At 68.3% G+C, this 26,980-nt stretch carries 21 protein-coding genes, 1 tRNA gene and 1 pseudogene; 13 read left to right on the top strand and 10 right to left on the bottom strand.

Annotation, left to right across the window (positions count from 1 at the left end; translation table 11 throughout):
• The first annotated feature begins 33 nt into the window (after positions 1-33).
• From ACQP2P_RS01685 to ACQP2P_RS01670, 4 genes are read left to right on the top strand one after another with little or no spacing between them, the layout of a single operon-like run.
• Positions 34-1,308, top strand: a complete 1,275-nt coding sequence (locus tag ACQP2P_RS01685; protein ID WP_433612566.1) for an HNH endonuclease — start codon at positions 34-36, stop codon at positions 1,306-1,308.
• 45 nt (positions 1,309-1,353) lie between these two features.
• Positions 1,354-2,016 (top strand): hypothetical protein, encoded by a 663-nt coding sequence (locus tag ACQP2P_RS01680; RefSeq protein ID WP_433612564.1) that lies wholly within the window; start codon positions 1,354-1,356, stop codon positions 2,014-2,016.
• On the top strand, positions 2,013-4,802 hold the full coding sequence (locus ACQP2P_RS01675) for a DUF4407 domain-containing protein (protein WP_433612562.1): 2,790 nt from the start codon (positions 2,013-2,015) through the stop codon (positions 4,800-4,802). Before ACQP2P_RS01680 ends, ACQP2P_RS01675 begins: the two co-directional genes overlap by 4 nt.
• Positions 4,780-6,114, top strand: a complete 1,335-nt coding sequence (locus ACQP2P_RS01670) for a WD40 repeat domain-containing protein (protein ID WP_433612560.1) — start codon at positions 4,780-4,782, stop codon at positions 6,112-6,114. The genes ACQP2P_RS01675 and ACQP2P_RS01670 overlap by 23 nt, the downstream gene beginning before the upstream one ends.
• A gap of 522 nt (positions 6,115-6,636) precedes the next feature.
• Here the strand turns inward: ACQP2P_RS01670 and ACQP2P_RS01665 are convergent.
• Complete coding sequence (locus ACQP2P_RS01665; RefSeq protein WP_433612558.1) at positions 6,637-7,647, bottom strand: abortive infection family protein; 1,011 nt, start codon at positions 7,645-7,647, stop codon at positions 6,637-6,639.
• A 417-nt stretch (positions 7,648-8,064) separates the two neighbouring features.
• Here ACQP2P_RS01665 and ACQP2P_RS01660 point away from each other — a divergent pair.
• The 4 genes and pseudogenes from ACQP2P_RS01660 to ACQP2P_RS01645 all read left to right on the top strand — a co-directional run.
• Positions 8,065-8,133: pseudogene (locus ACQP2P_RS01660) on the top strand (hypothetical protein); the annotation flags it as partial.
• Between the two features lie 238 nt (positions 8,134-8,371).
• Positions 8,372-8,980 (top strand): hypothetical protein, encoded by a 609-nt coding sequence (locus ACQP2P_RS01655; RefSeq protein ID WP_433612556.1) that lies wholly within the window; start codon positions 8,372-8,374, stop codon positions 8,978-8,980.
• Between the two features lie 923 nt (positions 8,981-9,903).
• Entirely contained in the window at positions 9,904-10,119 is a 216-nt protein-coding gene (locus ACQP2P_RS01650) for a hypothetical protein (protein ID WP_433612554.1), read from the top strand.
• Positions 10,116-10,880 carry a DUF2637 domain-containing protein gene (locus ACQP2P_RS01645; RefSeq protein WP_433612552.1) on the top strand — a complete coding sequence of 255 codons (765 nt, stop codon included), beginning with the start codon at positions 10,116-10,118 and terminating at the stop codon, positions 10,878-10,880. Before ACQP2P_RS01650 ends, ACQP2P_RS01645 begins: the two co-directional genes overlap by 4 nt.
• 465 nt (positions 10,881-11,345) lie before the next feature.
• Here the strand turns inward: ACQP2P_RS01645 and ACQP2P_RS01640 are convergent, their stop codons facing one another.
• The 3 genes from ACQP2P_RS01640 to ACQP2P_RS01630 all read right to left on the bottom strand — a co-directional run bounded on the left by ACQP2P_RS01640 (position 11,346) and on the right by ACQP2P_RS01630 (position 12,953).
• Positions 11,346-11,726 (bottom strand): PASTA domain-containing protein, encoded by a 381-nt coding sequence (locus ACQP2P_RS01640; RefSeq protein WP_433612550.1) that lies wholly within the window; start codon positions 11,724-11,726, stop codon positions 11,346-11,348.
• Positions 11,727-11,907: 181 nt separating this feature from the next.
• A complete protein-coding gene (locus tag ACQP2P_RS01635) occupies positions 11,908-12,147 on the bottom strand; it encodes a BRO-N domain-containing protein (RefSeq protein ID WP_433612548.1) in 240 nt (79 codons plus the stop codon).
• Complete coding sequence (locus tag ACQP2P_RS01630) at positions 12,147-12,953, bottom strand: hypothetical protein (protein WP_433612546.1); 807 nt, start codon at positions 12,951-12,953, stop codon at positions 12,147-12,149. Before ACQP2P_RS01630 ends, ACQP2P_RS01635 begins: the two co-directional genes overlap by 1 nt.
• Before the next feature lie 59 nt (positions 12,954-13,012).
• On the opposite strand from ACQP2P_RS01630, the gene ACQP2P_RS01625 reads away from it, so the two are divergent.
• Positions 13,013-13,588, top strand: coding sequence for a site-specific integrase (locus tag ACQP2P_RS01625; protein ID WP_433612544.1), 576 nt, complete (start codon positions 13,013-13,015; stop codon positions 13,586-13,588).
• 100 nt (positions 13,589-13,688) lie between these two features.
• On the opposite strand, the gene ACQP2P_RS01620 is transcribed toward ACQP2P_RS01625, so the two are convergent.
• Positions 13,689-13,761 (bottom strand) — tRNA-Thr (locus tag ACQP2P_RS01620).
• Between the two features lie 217 nt (positions 13,762-13,978).
• On the opposite strand from ACQP2P_RS01620, the gene ACQP2P_RS01615 reads away from it, so the two are divergent.
• Entirely contained in the window at positions 13,979-15,070 is a 1,092-nt protein-coding gene (locus ACQP2P_RS01615) for an ABC transporter ATP-binding protein (RefSeq protein WP_433612542.1), read from the top strand.
• A gap of 306 nt (positions 15,071-15,376) precedes the next feature.
• Here ACQP2P_RS01615 and ACQP2P_RS01610 read toward each other — a convergent pair whose 3' ends face one another.
• The 3 genes from ACQP2P_RS01610 to cysS are packed head-to-tail and all read right to left on the bottom strand — an operon-like array spanning position 15,377 to position 20,507.
• On the bottom strand, positions 15,377-17,977 hold the full coding sequence (locus ACQP2P_RS01610; protein ID WP_433612540.1) for an Hsp70 family protein: 2,601 nt from the start codon (positions 17,975-17,977) through the stop codon (positions 15,377-15,379).
• Between the two features lie 29 nt (positions 17,978-18,006).
• Positions 18,007-19,092, bottom strand: a complete 1,086-nt coding sequence (gene rlmB / locus ACQP2P_RS01605; protein WP_433612538.1) for a 23S rRNA (guanosine(2251)-2'-O)-methyltransferase RlmB — start codon at positions 19,090-19,092, stop codon at positions 18,007-18,009.
• Positions 19,093-19,100: 8 nt separating this feature from the next.
• Positions 19,101-20,507 (bottom strand): cysteine--tRNA ligase, encoded by a 1,407-nt coding sequence (gene cysS, locus ACQP2P_RS01600; protein ID WP_433612536.1) that lies wholly within the window; start codon positions 20,505-20,507, stop codon positions 19,101-19,103.
• A 67-nt stretch (positions 20,508-20,574) separates the two neighbouring features.
• Between cysS and ACQP2P_RS01595 the strand changes: the two genes are divergently transcribed.
• The 3 genes from ACQP2P_RS01595 (at position 20,575) to ACQP2P_RS01585 (ending at position 23,527) form a co-directional block, all read left to right on the top strand.
• Positions 20,575-21,207 (top strand): IclR family transcriptional regulator, encoded by a 633-nt coding sequence (locus ACQP2P_RS01595; protein ID WP_433612534.1) that lies wholly within the window; start codon positions 20,575-20,577, stop codon positions 21,205-21,207.
• 48 nt (positions 21,208-21,255) lie between these two features.
• Positions 21,256-22,053, top strand: a complete 798-nt coding sequence (locus ACQP2P_RS01590) for an endonuclease/exonuclease/phosphatase family protein (RefSeq protein ID WP_433612532.1) — start codon at positions 21,256-21,258, stop codon at positions 22,051-22,053.
• A 343-nt stretch (positions 22,054-22,396) separates the two neighbouring features.
• Positions 22,397-23,527 carry a hypothetical protein gene (locus ACQP2P_RS01585; protein WP_433612530.1) on the top strand — a complete coding sequence of 377 codons (1,131 nt, stop codon included), beginning with the start codon at positions 22,397-22,399 and terminating at the stop codon, positions 23,525-23,527.
• Between the two features lie 438 nt (positions 23,528-23,965).
• Here ACQP2P_RS01585 and ACQP2P_RS01580 read toward each other — a convergent pair whose 3' ends face one another.
• Positions 23,966-25,015, bottom strand: a complete 1,050-nt coding sequence (locus tag ACQP2P_RS01580; RefSeq protein ID WP_433612528.1) for a hypothetical protein — start codon at positions 25,013-25,015, stop codon at positions 23,966-23,968.
• 49 nt (positions 25,016-25,064) lie between these two features.
• Entirely contained in the window at positions 25,065-26,357 is a 1,293-nt protein-coding gene (locus ACQP2P_RS01575; protein ID WP_433612526.1) for a phospholipase D family protein, read from the bottom strand.
• Between the last annotated feature and the right edge of the window lie 623 nt (positions 26,358-26,980).

The following is a 26,980-nucleotide window of genomic DNA, read 5'->3' as shown; positions in this document are numbered from 1 at the left end:
GACACTCGATCGTCGAGAGGAACTAGAATCCCTGTGCTCACGCCACGTGACTACCTCGCCCTGCAACCCGCCGATGCCCAGGCGCAATGGCGGTCAATCGAGGCGCGCAGCGTCATGCAGGCTGGCCGCCAGGTTAACTTCACCCCAGTCGAGACCCTCTTGTCATTAGCGGCAGGCCTCCGGGTCAATCATCGTCGGTACGGCGGCTCCACCAGCCACAAGGCGCAGGAACCCGTGCCAACACTCGCACGCCTCTTCCGTAGACCCAACAGCAGCATCCTGGCGAAGATGGCGAACCTCGACGGTAGCCGCACCAACGGTGCCAGACACGAGATCGAGATCGCCGCCCACCTGCTCGCGCAGCCGGCAGAGCTGGCGGTGAAGTACCAGATCGTCCTGCAAGCGGCACGAAATGTCGGCATCGACAGTGCTATGCTCCCGGACTTCCTAGGACTGGAGTACGCGGCCCCGGAAATCGCGCTGCTCGGTCAAGACGAGCTCAGTGACATCGACATCGAGATGGCCCTCCACGAGGACGTCGCCCGTTGGGCACAGTCAAGAACAGATCTCGATACCCGCACGACCGAACGGCTCCTACTCGCCACGGCGCCAATCGGGCAACACCGCTTCGCTCGCGACGTCCTGCACAACCACGGGTACCAGTGCGCGTTTTGCGGCCTTGGCGTAAACCTCGCGGACGCTCGGGCACAGCGCATGCTCGTAGCCAGCCATATCAAGCCCTGGCGCGACTGCAAAACAAGCGAACGGCTCGATGTCCGGAACGGAGTCGCCGCCTGCCCCACACACGACGTCGCCTTCGACACCGGTCTGCTGACCGTAAACGGGGGCCTTCGCATTCACATCAAGCCGCACGTCGTTGACCTAGTTCAACAAAGCGTTGCCGCCAAAGCCGCGTTCGGGCGCCCGCCAATCGCCGATCGCCCCTCTTGCCTGAGGGCGCGAGCTCACCGCATCCTCAGTATCTGCGATGGCACCAAGAGAGGATCTACAAGACTCCGCTGGGCGCCTGATTCACGAGCGTCCTCAAATGATCTTGGACTGGAGGCGTCTCGTGCGCAAAGGCCAACTTTTACCCCGATGACGGTGTGCGCATGGCGACGTTCGGAACAGCGGCTCGTCACCCGAAAGAGCGACACAGACCCGCGGCCGACAGAGTCACGAGCTCTGGCCGACCGCCGCGCACGCACGGCGGCCATGAGCGGAAACGTGATCAACAACCAAGGTGCCCCACGGCGGCATGGGCGTGTGGCATCGATGTCCAGGCGAGATCGCCATGATCGATCGTGACGCTCCGGGGCCACCGTAGGGTCATTGCAGCACAACGCAGGCGCGGTGCTCGAGCAGGTCGCGCGCGACTCCGAAGATCGGCCGATCGTCGTCCCCGGCTGGATGTTCGCACCAGTGGTTCCACGTCTGGCCGTCCATAGGATCCAGGGGCCGAGCAGAAAGGACACGACGCTGGACTCCTTCCCGGTCCGCCGGGTGATCACGCCGGCGGACTTCGCCGATGCCAAGGCCTGGATGCAGACCCGCCGTGCCGGCGCTCCAGACCACGACTCGGGCACCGTGCGGGTTCTGGCTGTGCAGGGCGAGTTCTACGTCGAGAACCGCGGCGGCTTCTCCCGCCGGATGTACGCCGACGCCAACGCGGTGTCCTTCGTCGACGTCGCCGTCCGATCCCTGGAGTTGTCGTTCGACCTCGGTGAGCCGGGGTCGGCGCCGCGGCGAGCGCGGTTCGGCTTCGCCTGCCGGGTCCACGATCCGGCGTACGCGGCCCGCGTCCATCTGACCAACCTGTTCCCGGACCTTGAGCGCTACGTCGCGCCGCTGTTGGGGCGCCGCTTCGGGTACCGCAACCACCGCGTCGGCCTCGCCGAGCTACAAAGCATGATCGTCGAGTACTGCGCGATCCGCCCCCCGACGATCCGCGGCGTCCGCGCTCGCCTTGCGTTCGTTGACCTGACTCTGCCCACCGAAGGCCAGGCCGCGCCGTGACCTTTCCCCCCGCCCCCGAGGCGCCCACGATCCCGCAGCCGCGCACCGCTGATGACGACACCGCCCGCACCGTGCGGTTCTCGGCGATCGCCGGTCGCCCCGAGCCCGAGGCGCTGCCCGGACGCTTCAACGTCGGCCGCCTCCTGCGCCGCTGCGGCGGCGTGAGCGAAGTGCTGCTCGCCTGGGTCCCGGTGGAGCGCGCCCGGTACACCGGACTGGGCGGCTCGGTCCTGTTCACCGCGCTCATGGCGATCGCCTCGATGACCATGGCGCTGACGATCGCGTTCAACCAGCGCTGGTACCTGCTGCTCCCGGCCGCGCTGTTCTGGGGCGTCGTGGTCTTCAACCTGGACCGCTGGATCGCCGCCACCCCGCTGCCCAAGCGCGGCCTGGTCCGCGTCCTCGCCTTCGCCCCGCGCTTCCTTATCGCCTTCGTCTTCGCCCTGGTCATCGCCGAGCCTGTGCTGCTCATCGTCTTCAAGTCCGAGGTCGCCGACCAGATCGTCCAGCTCCGGGCGGGCGAGCAGGCGGACTACCGTAAGAAGCTCGACGAATGCAACCCGCGGCCGCCCGCCGAAGCGGACGAGAGCCCGAAGTGCAAGGGCGCGACGTTCACTCAGCTGAACGAGATCACGCCGGCCGCGGATGCCCAGAGCCGGGCGAAGGATGACGCCGACGCCGCCGCCCGGCAGCTGGCGAAGGCCCAGACTGCCATGGATGACGCGGAGCTCAGGTACACCAACGAGTGCAGCGGCAAGAACGGCAGCCCGCACGGCAACGGCCCTGTCTGCCAGGCGCTGAAGGTGCCCTACGACAACGCCCGCGCCGACCGCGACACCCGCAGCTCGGAAAACAAGCGGAAGAACGAAGCGCTGACCGCCGCCGGCGCGGCGCTCGAGGCGGCGCAGCAGAGGATGGAGAAGGCGCGGACCGACAAGATCGACGATCTGGTCAGGGCGCACGAGCGTGGCGGTGACCGCGGGCTGCTCGAGCGGATCGAGGCGCTCAACAGCATCTCGCTTGAGCATCTAGCGCTGTTCGTCGCCATCTGGGCCGTCCGGATCCTGCTGGTCACCATCGACACCATTCCGGCGCTGCTCAAGCTCACCATGGGGGCGACGAAGTACGATGAGCTGGCGCGGGAAGAGGCGCGCCTCGGGGCGCAGAAGCACCGGGCGCGCGCCATGGTCGAGGAGGACGCGGCGCAGAGCTGGGTCGACGAGTCCGAGGAGCACGCCGAGATCGGCCGGGCCGAGCGGCGACACGAGCGCGACCGGGCCGCCGACGCGCTGCTGCTTGAGGCCGCGCGGCACCGCGACGCGCAGGCGGCGCAGTTCCGGCCGGTCGTGGACGACGATCATGTGCCGTTCGGGCGGGCGCAGTACCTGATGGTGTCCCGCACGGAGGCGGCCGGCCCGGCGAAGCGGCGCCCGCCCGTCGTCGAGCCCGGCCGCGGCGGCCCACCAGACGATCCAGCCCACCCGAACGCCCCCGCCGGCGCCGAATCCTTCGGCCGGACGTTGGGACCGCTGCCCTCTATCAGCGTCGTCGCGCTGGGCGGCCCAGGCTCGGGCAAGACGACGTTCCTGGCCCAGATGTACGACCAGCTGCGCCGCCCCGACCCCACTCGGCCCTACACGCTGACCCTGTCCGATGGCGGCCCCCGCACGCACCTAGAGAACTGGGCCGACACGATCCGCGGGCCTGGCTCGGAATGGCCCCCTACGACCACGACCGAGCACCTGGTGCAGTACCAGTTCACCTGCCGGGTCGAAGAGCACACGGTCCACCAGCCGATCCTGACCGTCGACTACTGGGACTACTCGGGCGAGGCGCTGCTGCAGAACACCGAGCTGCCCGGCATCGACGAGCTGCGCAAACAATTATCGGCCAAGATCATAAAAGCGGACGCGTTGCTCATCATCGTCGACGGCGAGGACCTGCGCCGGGCTGGCGACGGCGACGCGGTGGCGGCCCGCCGGCTCGAGCGAGTCCTCACCAAGATCGAGGCCTACGCGGAGCCGGTTCAGTGCCCGGCGCAGATCGTCGTCACCAAGTGGGACGAGCTGGCGAACCGCCCGCATCCCTCGGGCGGCGTGTGGGACCGGGCTCGGATCATCGAGGCGCTGTTCGCCCTCGACCCGGTCCGGGCGATCGCCGTCGGCCGCACGTTCCGGGCCGGGAGCGCGTACGGCGTCGAGGGCATGCGGGTCATCCCGCTCTCGGTCGTCGGCGGCGCTGGCTCTACGCAGCGCCTCGCCGACGCGCCGACGCGGGTACTGGCGGCCGACCCGGTCAACGTGGACGTGCCGTTCGCCGGCCTGCTGCCCGATCGGCTCGACCAGATCTACGCCGGCAAGGGCAGCGAGGCGCTCGCGAAGCAACTACGCGCGGCCCGCGGCCGGCTAGCCTGGGTCCTGGCCCGGGGCATCGCCCGCCTGGGGCTCCTGGTCGCGAGAGTGCTGCCGCTGTTCGGGGTCGCCAATGCGATCACCAAGATCGCCGAGATCGACCTGTCGGGCTGGGTGCCGTCGTACCTCGTCGACAAGCTCGACCTGGCTGGCCAGCGCAGCAAGGAGGACGTCCGGTTGCTGCGCCAGGCCAAGCTCCTGCGCGACTCGGCGACCGCGATAGACCGGGTCCGGTACAAGGTCATGGCGGCGTTCGGCGAGCGTCTGGCCCGGTTCGACCGCGAGTTCCCTCCGTCCGGCTGGCCGCTGGACCGCGGCGGGCTCGCCGTGTTCAACTCGCCGGGAGATGAACGTGACGAGCGATTCTTCGTCTGACGCCGCGGTGGGCTGGCCGGTCCTGGCCACGCAGGCCGGGCGGGACGGCTACCGCGAGGTGATGATCCCGGCGAACCTCGGCCGCGACCTGCTGCGCGCCATCCTTGGCGGCCTCATGACCGCGGCCGAGGAGGGCGCGACGCAGGTGAAGGCGGTCCGCGTGGCCGCCGTCGACGGCCACACCCTCACCCTCGTCAGCCGCCGCACCCGCGCCACGTCGGACGGCACCGCCCACGCCTGGGCCCTCGGCTCCGAACCCACCCCGATGGCCCTGACCGGCCACACGGGCCACATCACCGGCGTCGCCGTCAGCCCCGACGGCCGGATCGCCGCCACCGCCGGTTGGGATCACACGCTGCGGACCTGGGAGACCGTCACCGGCCGGACGCTGGCCCTCGTCACGGACCAGCAAAGCCGTTTTAGCGGCTGCGCCCTGACCCCGGACGGCCGGACCGTCGCCGCGACGGCCTTCGACGGCACAGTCACCCGCCACGACGCCCTCACCGGCGAGCCCGGCCTCCGGATCCGCCTCCCCGTCAACCTGCCGGGCGCGATCGCCGTCGGCGCCGAGGGCGCGGTCGTCTACGCGGGCGCCCGCGACGGTACCGTCCGCCGGGTAGACGCGGCGGGCGACGAGCTGTCCCCGCTCGACGGCCACCACGCCCCTGTGACGGCCCTGGCCGTCAGCCCTACCGGCTACCGCCTGGCCAGCGCCGCCCGCGACGGCGCCGTCCTGGTCTGGGACGTGGGCCCGGACACCCGCGCGACCGGCCTGCCCGGCCACCCCGGCGGCGCGACGGCCTGCGCGTTCCTAACCGACGACCGCCTGCTCACTGCCGGCTGGGACGGCCGGGTCCTGCTCTGGGACCTGACCACCATCACCCCAATCGTCGTCTGGAGCGACCCGGCCCCGATCCGCGCCTTGGCCGTTGCCGCCGCCGCCGTCGCAGTCAGCACCCAGCCGGGCACGATCACGCTCATCGACCCGACCGGCACCAACGAGCCGCTCCGGCTTACGACCGCCCCCGGCCCGGTGATCACCCTCGCCGCCACCCAGGACCCGCCGCTCCTCATTACCGGCAGTATCGACGACGTCCCCGGCGGCGTCCCGGTCCGCGACGGCTTCGGCCGCCCGGCGACCTTCACCGAGGGCCTCCTCGTCCCCACCGCGGGCGTCACCGACCTGCCGCCCGCCGTCTGGCACCGCATCCACGCCGAGTCCTTGACCGCGATGGCCCTCGCCGCTGCCGACCCGACCGGCCGCACCCTGGTCGCCGCCCTGCCCCTGCCGTTACCGCCGACCTTGCGCTGACCGTGCCGTCAGGCTCAGCCCGATCAAACACCATCAAGGCTTCTGCCTGCGCGTGCCCAGCAACCCGCGGTCAAGCCGCTGGCCGACATGTGTGACTCCACCGCCTGCCCGCAGGCAACCCACCACCCCTGCCACCGACCGGTCTGGCAGGACTGTGCCGACACTCACCAGGCACTCCTCGACACCCCGCGCGAGGTCCTGGAGCAGCTCGCGCGCGAACCCGACGACCACGTCAGGTGGTGCGCTACCTACACGTTGAACTTTCCCGAGATGGCAACACGGTGGCGCGCCAACGGCGGAACGATCGCTTCCACAGCACACGAGCTCAGCGGATTCCTGCACGATGTCGCGCATCACCCGGGCGTACCGGCATCCCTTCGCGCCGAAGCTTTGGCGGTCGGCCGGTGTCCAGACGGATGCCTACGGCGACGTTACGACGTCCCGCATACGAGCAACTCCCGCTGAATCTTTAACCGAACGCATCGCGGCATGTCTGTGCGTTCGCGAGTGAGGGCTGACGGTTCAATCCTTGCCCTCAAGATCCGCCGACTCTTCGGGGTGCAGGAGCTCGTTACACAGTGCCTGGAAAGGCTCCGCGAGCCCTGGAGGGAGCCGCTCACCTTCGCTCCGCAGGGCGGACACGACATCCGCCGGCTCGACTTTGGTAGCTCCGCGCCATGTGTCAATCCATGGAGCCCCAGTCACGCTCTCGCGAAGGGCTTCGAGTTCGCTTTGGGCCTCGCGCTCCGGAAGTGAGGACAGGAGGGAAACGAACCACGGCGCATAGAAGCCAGTGAGCCCGACGGAGCCTCCGCCAGTCAACAGCATTCCCTCCAGGAGTCCGCGACGATAGTCGATGGGATATCGGTCGTATCCGCCCTCGACCGCGGGCTCTACGCCCACCTCTGTTGCATTGCCGAATCCTCCGGCCGACTGTTGGCCGAAGACGACACCGATCCGGTGCTGCACTTCGCTTGGCTGCTGGGCCAGCGCACTCGCCTCGAACTTCTCCCTCAATACTCTCCGACTCGTGCCGGTCTGTACCGCGGCAATGAGTTCGTTCGGGTAGTCGGCGAGCAGGTGCCCGAGCCGCCGCAGGGCCCACCTAGACCACATCAGGGCCGACTCCAGCGAGAGCGTTGCCATTTCCACGACAACATCGGGGACGCGCGCGCGGCCATGTCCCGTTCCATACCCGTTCCGGATCGGCGCGAGGCTCGTTGCGATCGTCTGGGCCGCCTGTGCCATGGCGCGAAGATTTTGATCTTGGGAGAGGTCGGCTCCCGGTTGGCGCCCGAGTGCCTTCTGTGCAGCCTTCACGATCGGCTGGAAGTCAACGGAGTCGGCGACGGCTCCTTCGGCCGCCTCCACCGTCACCTTCGCGACGGTTTCCACCAATTCCTTGGCCTTCCCCACGACGTCCGGCAGGTCGTCGAACTCCCAGGCACGTCGCAGCCTGCTAAGCGCAAGCTCGATGGAATCCCATGCCGGCTGTGCCACGTGCTCCGGTCGAGGCAACTCAAAGACATCCACGCGGTTACGGTAGACCGATCAACGATGCCGGATCACCGACCCGCCTCGCGCAGATGGAAGCATGATCTGGATCCCGTCCGCGGCACCGTTCTTCCGTAGATGCAGGTTCTCGACGTCGAGGGCGGCCTGGCCGCGGCCGCGGCGGTGCTGGGGCACCCATTCCCCGTTGCGGCGCACCACCGACGCCGACAACTACGGCGTAGCCCCCTGGCCGCTACCATGATCGACTGGCTCAGCGCTGCCGGCACCCTGCTCTTGGTGGCGCTGAACAAACCTGGTGCTGTCCCGTCCTCGCCTACAGTTCCCGGGAGGGCGTCGTTGCGCCTGCCGGGGGATGGGCTGTAACCGTCAGATCCGCGATGGGCCGTCGAGACGTTCGGGGACTCTGCCGACCTTCGCGATTACGCGCGTTGGCTTCTCGCGCTGTCCGAGGCGGCAGCGCCCTCCGGAGCTCACGTCCATCTCGACCTAGGAACGCTCACGTAGTCCCTAAACTCCGCACCATTGATGCCGGCTCGACACTGACAGCGACAACCCGAGCACCCGGATCGCGGCATGTGAGTTCGATGTTGGTCGCGTGCCACGTGGGCTACCGGACGTGATGATTGACGTAAAGCTTGGTGTGTGCTGGTCTGCCATCATCAGACCGAGTGTGCGCTCACGATGTTCGAGGCGCCGTGATGATCGAGGATGCAGGATTGGCGACGTTGCATTGGAGTGCGGCTTGATGAAGGCGATCGAGACTCACTACGCGGGCTGCCGGTTCCGCAGCCGCCTGGAAGCTCGCTGGGCCCACTTTATGGACCTGATGGGTATACCTTGGGAGTACGAGCATGAGGGGTGGGAGTTGCCGTCTGGCCGCTACCTGCCGGACTTCCGACTACCCAGAGCAAAGGTCCACTTGGAAATCAAAGGGGAGTTCCCAACACGTCGCGAAGTCAGCCTCTCCTTGGAGTTAGCAAGTGAAGCATGTGTCGATGGCTGGCGCTTCCGAATGCTCGCAGGAGACATTCCTCGATCTCCGTCGTACGCTCCGGGGATGCCTAACATTCCAACGCTACCATGTTTCATCGCCGTGGCCCGGAAAATTCCGGTCGAGAGGATTGAACCGCTTGAAGCCGTGCTTCAAGATCGGCATGGGGTGCGGTTGGGAAAGCTGAAGGGTTTCACGGTTGACCCGGAAGCCTACAAGGGAATCTCTATTGAGAACTGGATCCTCAAGAGAGCTTTTTGGAACGCCGAGTGGACCGCGCAGGATGTGTCTGCCGCTCTAACTAAAGCCCGTTCTGTTCGTTTCGAGCATGGCGAAACCCCGGGGCAGCCGCGAAGGTAGATATCGCGGTATAATCCGAAGTTTGCGCAGACAAATAGCCTTCGATTATCCAACGCCCTGTATTCGGCATGTGTGCTCACCCGATCGTGGCCGGTCGGCGGGCGCCTCGCGGATCGTCTTGTCCGGGGTCGCGCCGGCACGGGTGGTCGCCATGCGACGCGACCGGTCGTGGGATCGCGATGTGTTCCTAGCGTGATCGGACGTAGCACAACCATTGAGCACAACCCGCACTAAACCAGCACGGACGTCCAGTGCCCGCGAGCCGGGCCGTGCCGCCGGATGGAGAGATCGCGTGGACCTGCGGATACGCGCCGTACCCGTTCGAGTGTGAGCCCCTGGACGCAGAGAGTCACTGGCCGAGACGAGCAGGCTGGATAGCCACATACCGGGTACGGCCCCACCCACCGGCCAGTGAGGCGGATCCCGCCGACACCCATACGTGCAACCGTGCCGCCGTTCGCACATGCGTCCAGCTAGAGGCGCAATGTGCCGCGCATTGCCAGTCCATCCGAGCACGGAATGAGCACAAACTACGACGCCATAGACCGCCCAGAATCATGATCTACCCAAGAAGCGCCAGGTCAGGGGCTTGATCGGGAGAGCCGACGGGGGGACTTGAACCCCCAACCTTCCGATTACAAGAAGCGAAGGTGTCGTGCTGCTTGGTATCGGTTGGTGATCGAAACCCTGCTCAGAGGGCCTGTGGGGCAACACGAGACGGAACCTCGTGCCACCCCGTGACGGCCGGTACGTGAGAGCGTTGTGAGAGCCCTTCGCCACCTGAACGACGCCAGGGTCCATACCGAGAAGGCGGTACGAGACCCATGCAAGACGCTACGCCCTTCGCCCACCCCAAGTGGTGCTGCCCCTCCCGTTGCACGGCCTCCGTTGACTACAGCGGCTTCCACGTCGGCACGCCGGCCATGTCCGGTCCCACGGCACCAGGACGGTGCGTCATCGTCTGCTGGCCCTTCAAGGCGCACTGCGCGTGGGACACCGAGACGTTCGCCCGGATAGAGGTCCACGGCGCCGAGCGTGACTTCGAGTCCCTGACCGTCGTCGGCAGCTTGGACTTGCCGCAACTGGCTGCCTGGATCGGCGTCCTGACCGCTGTCCGCGAGGCGGCGGTGTCCTCGTGAAGAAGGTGAACTGGACGCGCATCGTCATCGTCATCTCGACGGTCGTCGTGACGCTCGCGTGCTTCTTCCTGTCCTTCGACGCGATCCGTGCCGTGGCGATCCTGTGCGGCGCGCGACCACAACTGGCGTTCCTCTTCCCGCTCGCCATCGACGGCCTGATGGTCATCGCGACCATGGTGGCCGCGGACTTCAAGCGGATGAACCGGTCCACGAAGTACCCCTGGTTCGTGGTCGTCTGCGGCACCGCGTTCTCCGTGTTCGCCAACGGTCTGCACGCCTACGACCAGAACGGCAACGCCGTCGCCATCGGCTTCAGCGCCATCCCCGCCGTCGCCCTGGCCCTGGCCGTGCACCTCCTCATCGACCACTTCTCGAAGATCAACCACTACAAGCGCGAGCTGGAGGCGGCACGCGTGGCGGAGGAGATACGCATCGCTGAGGAACTGCGCCAGGCCGAGCTGGAGGCGGAAGTTCGTCTCGCGGAAGAGCAGCGGTTGACCGAGCAGGCAGAGAAGGAACGCCTTGAAGACGAGGCCGACGCGTCTTCTCCCGACAAGACAGCGCGTAAGAGGACCGGCAGGAAGGTCGTGACCCCGAAGGCGCCCAAGCGCACCAAGGAGGAGACGCTTGCGCTCGTCATGGAAGTGAAGCGAGCACAGCCCGACCTCAAGCAGTCCGAGGTTGCGAAGCGGGCTGGAATCTCCGACCGATACCTGCGCGACTTGCTTCGGTCACCGCAGCTTGCAGGCGCAACTGCGTAGCTTCGTTCTGCGGATACAAGGCCCGTCACTCAGCTCGTTGGGTGGCGGGCCTTGCCGTATCAGGGGCGTAATGAGTTAGCGGGTTGAACAATGCGGTGGAGACGAGGACGCTCAAACCTGTCTTGATGCGCTGCCGACACCGACCGGGCAGGCAGGGGAAGGACGTGCACGCAGAGCGTGCACGGCGATCCGGAAGGGACACGGTACAAACGATGATCCGACTGTGGCTGATCAGGATGTTGGCGGTGTCGTTGGGCAAGTCAGCCCTACGTCGCGGTGACACGCACCGGCTGTCGCACGCGCACCACATCCACTACTTCGCCAACAACATGGCCTGCGCGGACCCTTGCAAGGCCGATGTCGACTTCATATGGCTGACTCCGAGCGGTCGTTGATAAGCACCAAGAAGTCCAGCCGATGGCGGGCAGTCCACCGGCGCGGGGATGTACAACGTCTTCGGCTCAGTCAGGCTTTCTTGGTACAGGTCAGCACGATCAGCACGTCTGTCGGCACTTCCGTTCCGGCTGCCGTCGACTGCTTGGTCACAGTCCAGTTCGCCGCGAGAATCACCACCGTGTCCTCTCGGTCCTGAGACCCCAACTGGATCTTCGTGAAGCCAAGCCGCTCAAGCTCGTCCATCGCCACGGCGGCGTTCTTTCCCACCACGTTCGGCATCGCCACCACCTTCGGCGAAGGCGAGGGGGAGGCCGATGCTGTCTTCGCCGTTGTCGAGATGTGGTCCCCGGCAACCGTAGCCTGGGGTGCTGTCGCCGCCAGCGTTGGCGATCCGGCCTGATGACTCTGCTTGTCCGAGTTGTTCGAGATCAGGCCGACAACCGCGCACACGGCGCACACGACCAGGACGAGTCCACCTCCGATGAGGCCAGCGATGAGACCCGGGTGGGGCGAACGCTTTGGCTGCGGGGGTACGGGAAACGACTGCGTTGGAGATGCCACGGTCGGCAATTGTTGCTGATCAAGCCGTCACGACACATCAGCCACCAAAACTACGAAGTCAACCGTTCGGCTACCTGATTCCGGAAAGCCTAGCGCTGCGCATGATGAGCCGGTACTCCTCCGCCTCGGTAATGGCCTGCATCTTCTGCTCACCGCTGGGGGTGTAAACATCTCTTACCCCCGCCTTCATGCGGTCCGGCAGACCCTTCACGGCCATGCGCGAGTTGCTGTGCTCAAGCGCGTCGCACGCGTCCTTGGCCACGAACCACGGTTCACCGTCGATCTCGACCGTGCGGATCTCGTCGCCCATTAGTCCTGTTCGTCAACTCCCGGTGGCGGTCCTTGACCCTTCAAGGCCGTCTGACCCGGTTCCTGTGCAGCCAACCACGCATCGACTACCGGAGCCTCGACGCTGGTCGGCAGTCGAAGCAATCTTTCGATCTCCGGAAAGAGGGCCGGCTGGGCCGAGGCACTGAAGATGGGCGCCCTCGGTGAGTGCCAAGAGACCGTGGTGGTCTGCGATTCCGCATCGGTGATGCCCACGATGGCCACAGGATGGCCGCCGACCTCTATCTCAGCCGATCCGAAGATCCGACCGTCCAAATCCGTGAGCGGCATGTCGATCTCGCGCTGGCTGAAGGAGAAGTCGCCCCATATGACGATCTCCTCGATGTGCCAGAAGCTCGAAGTTGGGACATGAGACACGTAGCACTCAAGCTCAGCTATCGGACCCCCGCACGAGAAGCCTCTAATGCTGTCGCGCTCCGGGTGATTGCGGGCATCGTTAATAATTGCAAGCTTCACCGGTTCGAAGTCCACCAACTCGTTAACGAGGTCGCTCAGCTTGGCGACGAACGTGCCGTCTTGGCGGGTATCGATATTCGGCGCACCGATCGCGCTCGCCTTCGTGCCGTCAGGGTTCCGGATGAAGATGCGACAGCCGGTGACGTCGTAGGCAACTTCGTCCATCGAGAAGTTCCTGACCACCGGCTCATTATCAACCATAACGAGGTTGGGTTGGATTGCGCTGACCCTGCCGTTTTCTAGCGCGACCCTCTTCAGCGCACCCCGCGTGAAGCCGGACTTCGACACAAGGATGAGGCGGTTGGTCGGCATGCGCCGCCTTCCTCAATTCAATTGTTGAAGACCGACTCTATGCTGCGTGGCTGCTTACGATGTACGGCTTCCGGCGGGGCGAGGTGCTTGGCCTCAAGTGGTCGGACATCGACCTGAAGGGCACGCTGGCAAAGGAACGAGGTCTCCCCCACCAGACACCGTCCATCATCATCCAGAACACGCGCGTAGACGTTGACGGCATGGCGGTGGACGAGGACCCGAAGTCGGAGGACAGCAACCGGACACTCCCGGTGCCGGACGACCTCGTGACCGCCTTGAAGGCGTTGGAGCGTCGACAGGCAGAGGAGAGACTGGCGGCGGGAGCGACGTACGAAGACCACGGCCTGGTCGTCGTCAACGAGCTGGGCGTCCCACCGGCGCGGCTTCAGTGGTACAGCGACCGGTTCCAGATCATGGCCAGACGTGCGGGCCTACCCGTCATCCGGCTGCACGACGCACGCCACACCTGCGGAACCCTGATGCACCTTCGTGGCGTACCGGCCGCCGCGATCTCCGCATGGCTTGGTCACGCCAGCGTGGCCTTCACGATGCGGACCTACGTTCACTCGCAGAACGAAGCACTCCTGAACGCCGGCAAGACCCTCAGGGATGCGTTCGGCCAGCAAGCCGTTTGAGGCACCAAGTGAGATTGTTGTGAGAAATTGACCGCTGGCCTCGTTCAGTGTGTGAAGAACAACGCGAGCCGTTTGGCCTCTGAGCTGGACCGGAACTAAGAGCCGACGGGGGGACTTGAACCCCCAACCTTCCGATTACAAGTCGGGTGCGCTGCCAGTTGCGCCACGTCGGCCTAGACCCACGATCGTACTTGGTCTCGATGCGCCCCCGCGCGGCAGATACCTCGCGCCGGAAGCGGGCGAAGCCGGGCAAAGGTGGAGCATGACCTTGGCATACGGTCCGTAAGCGCTTAAGGTGAACCCCACTCCGTGTCTGGCATCGTCGCCCGGCTCGGTGAACTTCTACTCGGATCGTCCGGCACGTTCCTGCCGGTGGAAGGTGGCTCCCCCATGGCTACGGTCACTTACGCGAAGGCGTCCCGGATTTACCCGGGCACCCCGCGTCCCGCGGTTGACCAGCTCGACCTCCAGATCGGTGACGGCGAGTTCCTCGTGCTCGTCGGGCCCTCCGGCTGTGGCAAGTCGACGTCGCTGCGCATGCTCGCCGGTCTCGAAGACGTCGACGCCGGTGACATCCTCATCAACGACCGCAACGTCACGCACCTGCCGCCCAAGGCGCGCGACATCGCGATGGTGTTCCAGAACTACGCGCTGTACCCGCACATGACGGTGTACGAGAACATGGCGTTCGCGCTCAAGCTGCGCAAGACGCCGAAGCACGAGATCGACCGGCGTGTGAAGGAAGCGGCCGCGATGCTGCAGCTCGAGGACTACCTCGGCCGCAAGCCCAAGGCGCTCTCCGGTGGTCAGCGGCAGCGTGTCGCGATGGGCCGCGCGATCGTGCGTGAGCCGCAGGTCTTCCTCATGGATGAGCCGCTGTCGAACCTCGACGCGAAGCTGCGTGTGCAGACCCGTTCGCAGATCGCCACGCTGCAGGCCAAGCTCGGCATCACCACCGTGTACGTCACGCACGACCAGGTCGAGGCCATGACCATGGGTCACCGCGTGGCCGTTCTGCTCGACGGCGTGCTGCAGCAGGTCGACTCGCCGCGCGCGCTGTACGACCGGCCGGCCAACGTCTTCGTCGCGGGCTTCATGGGCTCGCCGGCGATGAACATCAAGACCGTTCCGCTCACCGAGCAGGGCGGCCGCTTCGGCGACGTCATCCTCCCGCTGACCCGCGAGCAGATCGCCGCGGCGCAGCAGGACGGCTCCAACGGCCGCGTCACGGTCGGGTTCCGGCCCGAGGACACGGACCTGGTCGGCCCGAACGACGGTGGCATCCCGATCACGGTCGACCTGGTCGAGGAGTTGGGCTCGGACGCCTACGTGCACGGCACCGTCGCGCTCGAGGGCCAGGACGAGCGCTTCGTGGTCCGCGCCGACCCGCGCCGCACGCCGCGCCTGACCGAGATCGTGCACGTCCGTCCGCACGCGAACACCCACCACGCGTTCAACGCCGCGACCGGCCGCCGGATCTGAGGATCCCGCTAAGTCCGGAAAAATCGGGCGAAAGTTAGCACGCAACGAAAGGGCGGCGCCGAAAGCGCCGCCCTTTCGCGTCGGTCACGCGAGGGGAAAAAGTCCGCCAGAAGCGGCAGAGCAGCGAACAAAAAGTCGGCCAAGAGCGGCAAAGCAGCGAACACAAAGGGTCCGCCAAGAGCGGCAAAGCAGCGAACACAAAGGGTCCGCCAGGAGCGGCAAAGCAGCGAACAAAGAGCCGAAGCGCAAGAGCTGAGAAGCAGAAGGCCCAAGCGCAAGAGCGAACAACGGACTAGAGGGAACAGCTCAGGCGAACGACCAGACCTGCAGCTTCCCCCCGCCCACACAGGCGATCTTCGACGCGTTCCACGAGCAGCTCGCCGACGCCACCTTGTTCAGCGTTCCCAGCGCCACCCGCTCCCCCGACGACGACGTGACCCCGGTCAGGGTCACGTTGTCCTCGATCGAGCTGGGCGCCTTCGCGAAGAACAGCAGGCTCCCGTTGGTGACCCGGACGCCGTACCCGTCCTGGTCCTCAGGCTTCAACAGCTGCCCACCGTCCTCGCCGAAGAGCCGGCTCGCCTCGCTGCTCCCGCCCGGCGTCGTGGCCAGGATCTCCTTGCCCACCGGAACGAGCCCGGACGTGCCCTTCGCGTCGCCCTGCCACAGCTGCTTCTTGTCCGCGATCGAGATCGACCGCAGCACGGTGTCGTCCGACGACGACGAGTCCAGCACGCACAGCCGATCGGTGCCGCACGCCGCCACGTCCACGATGCGGCGCTTGTCGTCCGGCGCGGTGTAGAGCTGCTCGGGCTCCCCCGTCTTCGTGAGGTCATAGGCCTTGATCGTGTACTTCGAGCTGGTCCCGTACACGAAGAGCCGCTGGTCGTACATGGCGTAGCCGGCGGAGCTGTCGGCCGTGTCGTTCCACGAGCGCACGATCTTGCCGCTGCTCGCGTTCCGCAGGTTGATCTTGTCGTCGTCGACGGTGACGAACTGGGTGCGGGACCGCAGATCGCGGTTCGTCGGGGCGCCCACCAGGTTGGACGGGCCGCGTTCGTCGCCGGCCACGATCGGCCCGAGCACGCTGGTGCCCTTGGGGTTGTCGTCGATCGTCCACTTGTTGGCGCCGTCCCAGCCGTACGCGTTCGTCTTCTTCGCCTTCGTGGAGTGCCAGATCCACACGGATTCGAGGAAGTAGACGGAGTCGCTCGTGGCGAACTGCTGCTTGCCCCGCTCCTTGCCCGAGCTGTTGAGCATGATGAGCACCGGGTTGGTCCCGTAGGTGCCGATCAGGACGATGCCGTCCGGGTTCGGGTAGATCTGCCACCGGTAGTTGTCGTCCGCGAGGTCGTACTGCCAGGCCTTCTTGCGATCGTCGAGGTCGTACGCCACCAGGTGCACGTTCTTGTCCACGGTGTAGAGCGCGTACGTGCGGGAGGCCAGCGTCGCCGTCACCGGGTTGTCGAGCTTGGCGTCGAGGTCCAGCGAGCCGGCGGTCGCGACCGTCTTGAAGTCGATCGCGGTGATCTTGTCGCGGAAGAAGAACCAGTAGGTCCCGGCCCCCACCAGCGCGATCACGACCAGCGCCGCGGCCGCCCCGACGAGCAGCCCGGCCCGGCCCCGGCGACGCGGAGGTGCGACAGGCGCGGCGGACGGCGGCGCGGAGAAGGGCGCCGGGGGTGCGGAGGACGGCGGCGCCGAGAAGGGTGCCGTAGGCGGGCCGACCGGCGAGATCGGCGCCGTGGGCGGTGCGGAGGGGGGTGCCGGTCGCGAAGCGGAGACCGGAACCGCCGAGACCGGGATGCTTTCGGTCTGGTAGCCGGTGACGGGCACCAACTCCGCCAAAGCGCCTTCGGCGACCGGCAGTTCGGGCTGCTCCAGTACAGTCGGCGCAATTCCCAACTCGGCGTGCAGCAGCCGCGCGGCCAAGGGCAGGCGCGACGAGCCGCCCACCAGGAACAGGCCGGCGATCTGGTCGGGGCGCAGGCCGGCGCTGTGGAGGACCTTGCCGGTCTCCCACACGGCGCGGCGGATGAGCGGCTCCGTGACCCGCTCCAGCTCCTCGCGCGTGAGGTGCGGCGCGGCGTCCTGCCCGGGAATCGCGATCGGCGCCACCGTGGCGCGCGAGAGCATCTCCTTGGCCCCGCGGATGTCGTCCCAGAAGAGGCGCCGGTCGCGGCGCTGGGTGGTGGACTGGGGGTTGCGCAGCGCGGCCCACGCGCCCGGCGCGGTCTGGTTGATCACGGCGCCGAGGTGCTCGACGATCGCCGCGTCGACGTCGAGGCCGCCGAGGTCCTCGAGGCCGCCGGAGCCGATGACCGTGAACCGGCCGTTGTCGTTGCGCACGACGGCGATGTCGAGCGTGCCGCCGCCGAAGTCGAACACGGCGAGCGAGGAGCCGACGGCGACGGGGCGGCGCAGGACGTCGGCGAAGTACCGGGCCGCGGCCACGGGCTCGGGCACCAGGCGCACCGGCGGCCAGCCCGCCCGCCGCGCGGCCTCGGCGAGGGTGTCGCGGCGGCGGTTGCCCCAGGCCGCGGGGTAGGTCAGGATCGCCGCGGGCAGAAACCCGACGGCCTCGACGGCGGCGCGGGCCACCGCCGCGAGGATCGCCGCCAGCAGGTCGACGGTCGCGAGCTCGCGGTCGCCGAGCAGGACGGTCGGCTCGTCGATGCGCCGCTTCGGGTTGGGCTCGAAGCGCGACGGGTCGAGGTTGGCCATCCGGTACGCGTCCCGGCCCACGTGAACGCGGCCGTGCTCGTCGACGTACACGCCGCTGGGCATGATCGGCGCGCCGTCGACGAGCAGGGGCCGCGTCCGGCCGTCGGGGTGGCGAACCACCGCGACGGTGTTGGACGTGCCGAGGTCGACCCCGATGGCGAAGCCCTGCTGCGGCTGAGTCACCGGCCCATCCTAGGGTCGGGGGTAAAGATCTACATTCGGCGACGACGGCTGACTTCGGCCAACGTAACGGCGGCCGCGACCGATGCGTTCAGCGACTCGACGTCGGACACCATGGGGATGCCGACCCGCAGGTCGCAGGTCTGGCCGACGAGTCGCGACAGGCCGCGGCCCTCGGAGCCCACGACGACGACCAGCGGGCCGACCGCGGCCTCCAGCTCGTACAGCGTGGCCTCCCCGTCGGCGTCGAGCCCGGCGACGACGAAGCCCTCCTCCTGGCACTGCTTCAGCGCGCGCGTCAGGTTCGTGACCTGGGCGACCTTGACCCGCGCGGCGGCGCCCGCGCTCGTGCGCCAGGCGGTCGCGGTGATCGCGGCCGAGCGGCGCTCGGTGAGGAAGACGCCGTCGGCGCCGAACGCGGCCGCCGAGCGGATGATCGCGCCGAGGTTGCGCGGGTCGGTGATCCCGTCGAGCGCGATGAGCAGCGGCGCGGGGGACTCCAGCGACGCGGCCAGCAGGTCGGGGAACGGCTCGTAGGCGAACGGGGGGACCTGCAGGCCGAGGCCCTGGTGCAGCACCCCACCGGTCATGCGGTCGAGCTCGTTGCGCGTGATCTCGAGGATCGCGATGCCCCGCTCGGCCGCGGTGCGCACGGCCTCCTTGACGCGCTCGTCCATGTCGATGCCGAGCGCGACGTAGAGCGCCGTGGCCGGCACGTGCGTGCGCAGCGCCTCGACGACGGGGTTGCGCCCGACGAGCAGCTCCGGCCCGTCCTTGGGCGTGGCCGACTTGCGGCCCGGCGAGACCCTGGTCTTCGCGATGGGCGACGATCGTTTGGCGCCGAACGGACCCTTGCCGGCCGTCCGCTTCGTCCCCGGCTGCCCGATCTTGGGCGCGCGCCCCTCGGACGCGGCCGCCCGGCGCTCGTTCTCCTGCTTGCGGGCGGTCTTCTGCGGCAAAGGCTCGTCGCCGGAGTAGCCCTTGTGCCACGGGCGCTCGTCCGCGGGCAGAGTGCGGCCACGCCCGGCGAGGGACTGCCGGTTCTTGCCGCCGGACCCCTTGACGGCGCCCTTCTTCGACACGACCCGCTTGCCGCGGCGTTCGGAGTTTCCTGGCATCAGTTTTCTCAGTGCTCCAACGTCCATCGTGGACCGGCCGCGGTGTCCTCCACCACGACGCCGGCGGTCTTGAGCTGGTCGCGGACCGCGTCGGCGGCGGCCCAGTCCTTGCGCGTACGGGCCGCGGCTCGCTGCTCCAGGGCGAGCGCGACGAGCGAGTCGACGACCTTGGTCAGGTCGCCCGCCTCGGACGAGCGCCACTGCGGGTGCAGCGGGTCCACCCCGAGAACGTCAAGCATCGCTCGTACTTCCCGCAGCGCCCGTTCGACCACGGGCCGATCGGCGGCGTTGAGGGCGGCGTTGGCGTCGCGCACCGCGTCGTGCACGACCGCGAGCGCCCGCGAGGTGTTGAGGTCGTCGTCCATCGCCTCGGCGAACGCGCTCGGCACGGTGCCGACCTCGCCCTCGCCGACCTGCTCGGCGGCGCGCAGCACGAAGTTCTCGAGCCGGCGATAGCCCAGCGCCGACTCGGCGAGGGACTCCGGCGTGTATTCGATCACCGAGCGGTAGTGCGGGCCGAGGAGGTAGTAGCGCACCTCCACGGGCCGTACACCCGAATCCACCAGCGACTCGAGGGACACGACGTTGCCGACGGACTTGGCCATCTTGGTGTTGCCGAGGTTCAGCAGCGCGTGGTGGACCCAGTAGCGCGCGAAGCCGTGCCCGGCCGCCTTGGACTGCGCGATCTCGTTCTCGTGGTGCGGGAACTGCAGATCGAGCCCGCCGCCGTGAATGTCGAACTCGGTGCCGAGGTATCGCCAGCACATCGCCGAGCACTCGATGTGCCACCCGGGCCGCCCGGGCCCCCACGGCGACGGCCAGTTGGCGTCGGTTGGCTCGTCGGCCTTGATGCCCTTCCACAGCGCGAAGTCGAGCGGGTCGCGCTTGGCCCGCACCGGCCCGTCCTGCGCCGCCTCCATCGCGTCCGGCCGCTGGCCCGACAACGCTCCGTAGGCGGGGTACGAGCGGACGTCGAAATACACGTCGCCGCTGCCGTCGACGGCCTCGTAGGCGTGCCCGTCCGCGATCAGCTGCTTGATCAGCTCGTGCATCTCGGGGATGTGCCCGGTCGCCCGCGGCTCGTAGGTCGGCGGCAGCACCCCGAGGCTCTGGTAGGTCGCGGCCAGGAGGCGCTCGTTGGCATACGCGATGGCCCAGAAGGGCCGGCCCGCCTCGACCGCCTTGACCAGGATCTTGTCGTCGACGTCGGTGATGTTGCGGATGAACGTCACGTCGTAGCCGGACGCGAGGAACCATCGACGCAGGACGTCATAGTTCACGCCGGAGCGCAGGTGGCCGATGTGCGGCCCACCCTGCACCGTGAGCCCACACAGGTAGATACCGACCTGCCCGGGCGTCAACGGGACGAAGTCCCGGACCGATCGGCTGGCGGTGTCGTACAGGCGTAGGGTCACACGTCCAAGGGTAACCGCCGATACTGATCATCCTTGCGTCCGCCGTCGGCCTTATACCCTGAGCCGCGTGGCTACCGAGACGGCGCAGACCCTGGATCGGGGACTGCGTCTCCTCCACCTCGTCGCCGACACCCCCGCCGGCCTGACCATGACCGAGGCCGCGGCGGCCCTGGGCGTGGGGCGCGCGGTGGTGTACCGCCTGGCCGCCACCCTCATCGAGCACGGCATGATCCGCCGCGACCGCTCCGGCCGCCTGCGCCTCGGCGCCGGCCTGCTGCACCTCGCCCGCCGCGCTCAGCCGTTGGTCGCGGACGCGGCCCTGCCCGCCCTGCGCCGCCTCGCCGAGACCGTGGGCGCCACCGCGCACCTCACCATCGCCGACGGCGGGGAGGCGTACGCGCTGGCCGTGGTCGAGCCGAGCTGGACCCAGTTCCACGTGGCGTATCGCACCGGGTCGCGTCACCCCCTGGACCAGGGCGCCGCGGGCAAGGCCATCCTGGCGGGCCGCCGCGGCGACTACACCCCCGTGACGACAACGGGCGAACTGCAACCGGGCGCCCACGGCGTCGCGGCGGCCGTCCCACGCGTGGAGGGCCTCGACGCGAGCGTCGGCGTGGTGGCGCTCGCCGAGTTGGATCCGGCGACGGTACCGGCTGAGGTGGCCACGGCCGCCGCCGCGATCGCCAGTGCCTTGTCGTGACGGTCGGCTCGTGACAACCGGCGGGGTGGGTCGCGCGTCTCCGGTGCCATGGGTGTTCTGCTGGCGTGGTCGGCCATCGCGCTGCCGTGGCTCGGGCTGGGCGTGCCGGTGCTGTTCGGGGTCGCGGTCTGGCGGCGGTCCGTCCCGGCGTTCCTGGCCGTGCTGGTGTTCGCCTCGGGCTGGCTCGCGGCCTTCGGCGGATCGCTCCTGCCGGCCTCGGCCGCGCCCGGCGACCTCGTCGTCGTGCAGCACAACTTCAGCGACGAGAACCGGGATCCGGCCGGGACGATCGCGACGCTCATGGCGGTGCGGCCGGACCTGATCGGGCTCGAGGAGGTCACCGCTGACCTCGAGGTGCCGCTGCCGCATCACGTGGTCTTCGGGACCGTCGGGCTGTGGTCGCGGTACCCCATCTCGAGCGCCGCACCCGTGGACATCAAGCCGCACGGGCTGGACGCCGACTGGAGGCGCGGGCTGCGGGCGGTCGTGCGGGGCGTGGTCGTCTACGTGGTACACCTGCCGTCCGTGCGCTTGGACACCGGATGGCGCGACGACAGCGCCGCTCAGCTCGGGCGGTGGCTGGCCGCTGAGCGGGGGCCGGTGGTGCTCATGGGCGATCTCAACGGCGTCGTCGAGGACCGCGGGCTGCGGCCGATCACGGCCCGCATGGCCACCGCGCGGGGCGGCTTCGCGTGGAGCTTCCCGGCCGCGTTGCCCGTCGGGCGGATCGATCAGGTCATGGTGCGCGGCGGGGAGGTGACCGGGGTCTGGACGCTCGCCCGGACCGGGAGCGACCACCTTCCCGTTGCCGCGCGCGTCACGGTAGGCGGTGGAGGTGGCCCCTGATCCCCCCTCGGACGGTGCGGGCCAGCACAGGATCCCGGCGGTTCCACCGTTGCGCGCGTTCGGCATTCGGCCCGATGGCCAGATCGGGCCACGCCCGCCAGCCGTGCAAAGATCCGCCGCAGCTGCCCGCAGTGGCAGGCATGCCTGCGCCCGTTCGAGCAACTGTCATTGTGACGACCGGTAGCCACGCTGCATCACCGACCTCTTCACTCACGAGCACTCAGCGTCACGCGGCCGTTACCCTAGCCCATGGGCATGACATGCCGATTTCAGGTTCGTACGTGTGTTCGAATAGGAGTAGGGTTGAGGGGTCGGTTCGGACCGTCGCGGGAGGTTTTCGCCAGTGCTGTTCAACCCGGTCGCGAACTTGAGCGGCGCCCATGACCTGCGCATCATCGCCGGCGACGCCGCGGTGGGGCAGGCCTTCTGCGACCCGCTGACCTTCGGCGGGCCGCGCTTCGACACCCGGGTGCGGGAGCTGCTCCGGCTGGTCTGGCCGAGCACGCCGGCTCAGGCGCGGCTCATGTGGGGCGGGCGGATCGCGGCGCGGGCGCGGCAGCATCCGGTGGACGAGCTCGTGCCCGAGGCGGTGGCCGACGTGATGGGCGTGCCGGCCGCGGTGCTGCGCTCCGTCGAGTCCCAATGGCGAGCCGCGGCCCTTGCGACGACCTTGCCCACCGCCGCTCCGACGGCTTCGGGCTCCTCTCCGGCTTCGGCTTCCGCTCTCGCTCCGACTCCGGCTTCGGTCTCCGCTTCGACTTCGGTCTCCACTCCGGCTTCGGCTTTCGCTCCGGCTTCGGGGCAGGCGTCGGCGACGCTGCCGATGGAGTTGCTGCACGCCGCCGTGGCTCGCGCGGTTCGCGATCGGGATGTGGCACGGCCGGAGACGGTGCTCGACGAGCTGCTGTTCTGGCGCGGGCTCGGGCCGGAGCGGATCTCGCTGGACGATGTCGCGGAGCTGGTCACCGCGCTGACCGCCACGCTGTGGGACGCCGCCTCGATGCTGCTGCCCGCGCTGCTCGACGCGGCGCTCACGCATCCGGCCGCCGATCGCGCCTCGCTGGTGGAGCGGGTGCTGAGCGACGGGCCGGGCGTGATCGGCTGGCTGCGGGAGAGCACCCAGGCGGTGCTGCTGGACGGCGAGCTGATCCCGGCCGGCGAGCGGTGCCTGCTGCTGGTCGAGACCGTCGAGCCGGCCGGCCGCCGGGCACGGGAACCGTTGCGGACGCTGCGATGGCTGGCGCCCGAGTCGCCCTCCGGCGCCGGCGCGACCTTCGCGCGGCTGGTGGGCAACGCGCTGCCGGTGCTGCCGACGGAGCTGCCGGGGGTGCCGCCGCTGGAGGAATTACGGACCGCACCACCGCGGCGGCTGCAGCTGCTCCTTCAGGCGGCGGATCAGAGCGGGACGACGTCGGCGTCGGCGTCGGTCAAGGCGGGCGGCCGATTCCAGGCGAGGAAGTCGCGGAGGGCCTGACCGCGCCCGCCCAGCCGCGCCGGGTCCGACCCGCGCCCGCCCGGCTGGACAGGACCGACCACGCCCGCCCAGCTGGACAGGGGCCAACCGCGCCAGAGCTGGGCAGCGCCAACCGCGCCCGCGCAGCTAGACAGGGGCCAACCACACCCGACCGGCTGGACAGGACCCACCGCGCCCGAGCTGGGCAGGAGCCGCGATCGGGCAACGACGGGTCGAGCCAGATCGGACCGCGGCCACCGGTCAGGCGCAATCCAAGCCCGCACTACGCGATCGCGGGCACTGAGCGCGCGGCCGACTCCCGAAAGGCGTCAAGGTCGGCACTGCGGCCGGCATGAGGTGACCCTATGACGCTGGTTGCTGGAGCGGCTGATCCGAGACCACGACGCACAGCAACGCGCGGTGGCGCCGGGCTGACATCCTGCCGGTTGGTTCCGCGACTCAGACAGACGATGTGGCGCGCTGGAAGGAGACCTTGGCCTCGGGGAACGCGTCGCTCAACGTCTTCAGCGTCGGCTCGGTCGCGCGTCCCCAGATGCGGCGCACGATCCACGTGGAGCCGTTCTGCACGATGGCGTGTTCGGTGAACCATGCCTGCACGTTGACATCCGGATACTGCCCGGCCAGTGCCGCCTGGACCTCGTCGTCGGTGTGGTGCTCGCCGTCGAGCCGGCGAAAGCGGCCGGGCGTCATCTTCGCTCCGATCGCGGCGGCGGGGACGCCTCGCTCGATGAGGCGTTGGATCATCAGGCGTACCGCGTGGCGCTTGTTGAGGTCCTCCGAAGCTTGGCCGTCGACGATGATGTGGTACCTCGTCCAGTCGCGGCCGTCGCTGCTGTGACGCTCCTGCGTGGCCGACTTCTGGATGGTCCGGACCTGGTAGTCGCCTGCCTCGGGTAGCGGAATGACCTGCTGGATGTCGAGCAGCACCCGTCCGTCGATCGCATACGGGATCAGGCGGATGCATCGCACGTCCATACCGACGAAGCGGTTGAGCCACAGCACGGTGGTGGTCAGTTCGCGGCCGAAGTCCGCCGACACGAGCATGATCCGGACGTCGGACGAGATGACCGGCGTCTCCTCGGTGCTGTCGAGCCACGCGAGCAGAGCCGATCGGGCGTCGGTGTCGCCGTCCGGTTCCGTGCGGGCCAGGTGGGCCTCGTAGGTGGACACGACCTCCTCGAAGCCCATCGCGGCGATCATCGCCGCGTACCGCAGGGCCTGCAGCTCCATGTGCCCGCCGTCGTCGGTCCGCTTGAGTTCGATCACCACCAGGTGACCGACCTTGTCGATCGCGAGCAGGTCGATGCGGCGCCGGGAGTTTTCCCAATTGCCGAACTCCTCGGCGATGACCAGCAGATCCGGTGCCAGCACAGCGATGTCGTCGCGCAGCAGTCGTTGCAGGTCGGCACGCTCGTAGATGCCCAACGCCGCGAACTGCGCCGCCTCGTGCCGGCGAAGGCCGTGCTCACCAATCTCGTACAGAGGCATGGACCCGCTCCTGGTTTCGCATGTGGACGACCGCCGGCGCGGTGGGATGCTACGGGACCGCGCCACCCGATTCGACAACTTCGCGCTCGCCGTGGCCTGCGTCGCCGGCCGACCACATGCGGTACAGCGCCGCGGCTGCCCGGGCGTCGAGCGGGCGTTCCCAGTCGATCGCCGTGCCGGCACCGGTGATCGTTGCTCTCACGTGGGAGAAGCGGTAGCGGGCGAGCTTGGGGTCACGGACGAGAATGGCTACCGGTCTGTGCCGTTTGCTGCCGGGAACCACGCGGACGACCTTGGCGGGGCCCCACGCGGTTGCCTGCCCGACCGGTTCATCGCGGTCCGACGGGTTGTTCACCAGGATGATGTTGTGGCCCGGCAGGACGCTGCCCTCGTCACCGTCGTTGAGCTGCCACCACTGGACGTCTGCGCCCCGCCCGTCGTCTTGAACGACGTGCCGGTATTCGGCTTCGGCAGCGGGCGACAGCGGTTCCATGGCGGGAGTGGACATTCCGACCCACAGCGGCGCCCTCCGGTCCAGGCGCGGCCCACGCCGCCGGCCGCCGGCCCGGTCCGGCTGCTTCGGCTCGCGGTACAGGGTCCGGGCGCGCTTCAGCCACTCGGCATCCACCGGATCGGCCATGCCCACCCAGCGGTCCATCTCGTCGCTGATCGACTGGCAGACATCGTGATCGTCAGTGGTGACGGCGGCTTCGATGAGTTGGCTGTTGGAACGGTCGGAGATGTTCGCCGACCCGACGATCGCAGTTCGGGCGCCGCTGGCGTCTTCCAGGAGAACGACCTTCGCGTGCAGGCCGGGGAGCGACCACACGTAAGCGCCGGCCCGCAGCCACGTTGCAAGAGCGCCCGGGTGCGTCGAACCGGCAGCCAGGGCTCCATCGCCTCCATCGACGACCACCGTGTCGTTGACAGACAGCGGCAGGAGCTCAGCGGCGTTTCGCCCCGCGTATGCAACGGCCACTCGTCGCTGCACCGCGCCCGCGGACAGTGCGCGCATCCGATCCCATAGGTGCTCGCCCCCGATGAACTTCACTGCGTCAGTATTCCAACCCGCGTTCCGTGATCGAACCCCTTGAAATCCGACACAAGGCACCGTCGTCGTAGACGGCGGCTGGCCACGCCACGGTGAAGTGTGCCGCTCGATCTTGCGATGCAACAGCGTCAACAGCGGCTCGCGACGGAGCTTCACCAGCAGCGGGCGGAAGGCCAGGAAGCCGGGGTCGCTGCAGCGGGTCGGCAGCTCGCCGGTGCGGCGGGCGTCCCAGCGGTCGCGCAGCTGCAACAGCCGCAGGTCGGTGCGCGGGCGAGCAAGGCGGTCGAGCACGTCGATGCCCAGGGTGACGCGCTGCGGCTGGTGCGCCCTGAGTGTGCGGGCGACCGGACGTAGTCGTCGTGCAGCACGGTCAGGGGGTAGCACAGGCCGGGCACGAGGACGCCGGTGCCGGGGCGACGGTGACGTAGGCGGCCTCGAACGCGCCGGGCCAGTCGCCGGCGAGGCGGTGCTCAGCGGCGCGCTCGATCATGCCTTGCGGGACCGCGGACCGGTGCGTGGACGGGTGCACAGACGGGGGCACGGACGGGTGTATTCGCCGAAACGTACGGCATCTGCGGCACCCCCTCGACGCCGCAGATGCCCGGAGAAAAACGGCCAAATTCGGCGAATACCCCGTTGGGCGATAAGTCCGTCTAGTCGATGAGACAAAGCGTCGACTGAACCGAGATTTGGGGGCCACACACGGCGTTGGGCGCGGCCCCGCATCAAATGTTTCGCATGCTCAGACCGAAATATCCCCGTTCGTCCAGCGTGACGCGCTCGTCTTGACTGAGTAAGACCAGCGCACTGGACGCATTCCGGCACAAGCATGCGCTCCGATGAAAAAGGGTCGCCGCCCGCGCTCTTTCCTGCCTCTCATCTGACTACCATCAAGTTTCCAGTGCAGCTTCGAG

This window comes from Dactylosporangium sp. CA-139114 (assembly GCF_050955725.1).
Classification (GTDB): Bacteria; Actinomycetota; Actinomycetes; order Mycobacteriales; family Micromonosporaceae; genus Dactylosporangium.
Note: the sequence above shows the minus strand (reverse complement) of the source record. Positions and strands in the feature narration are given on the sequence as shown.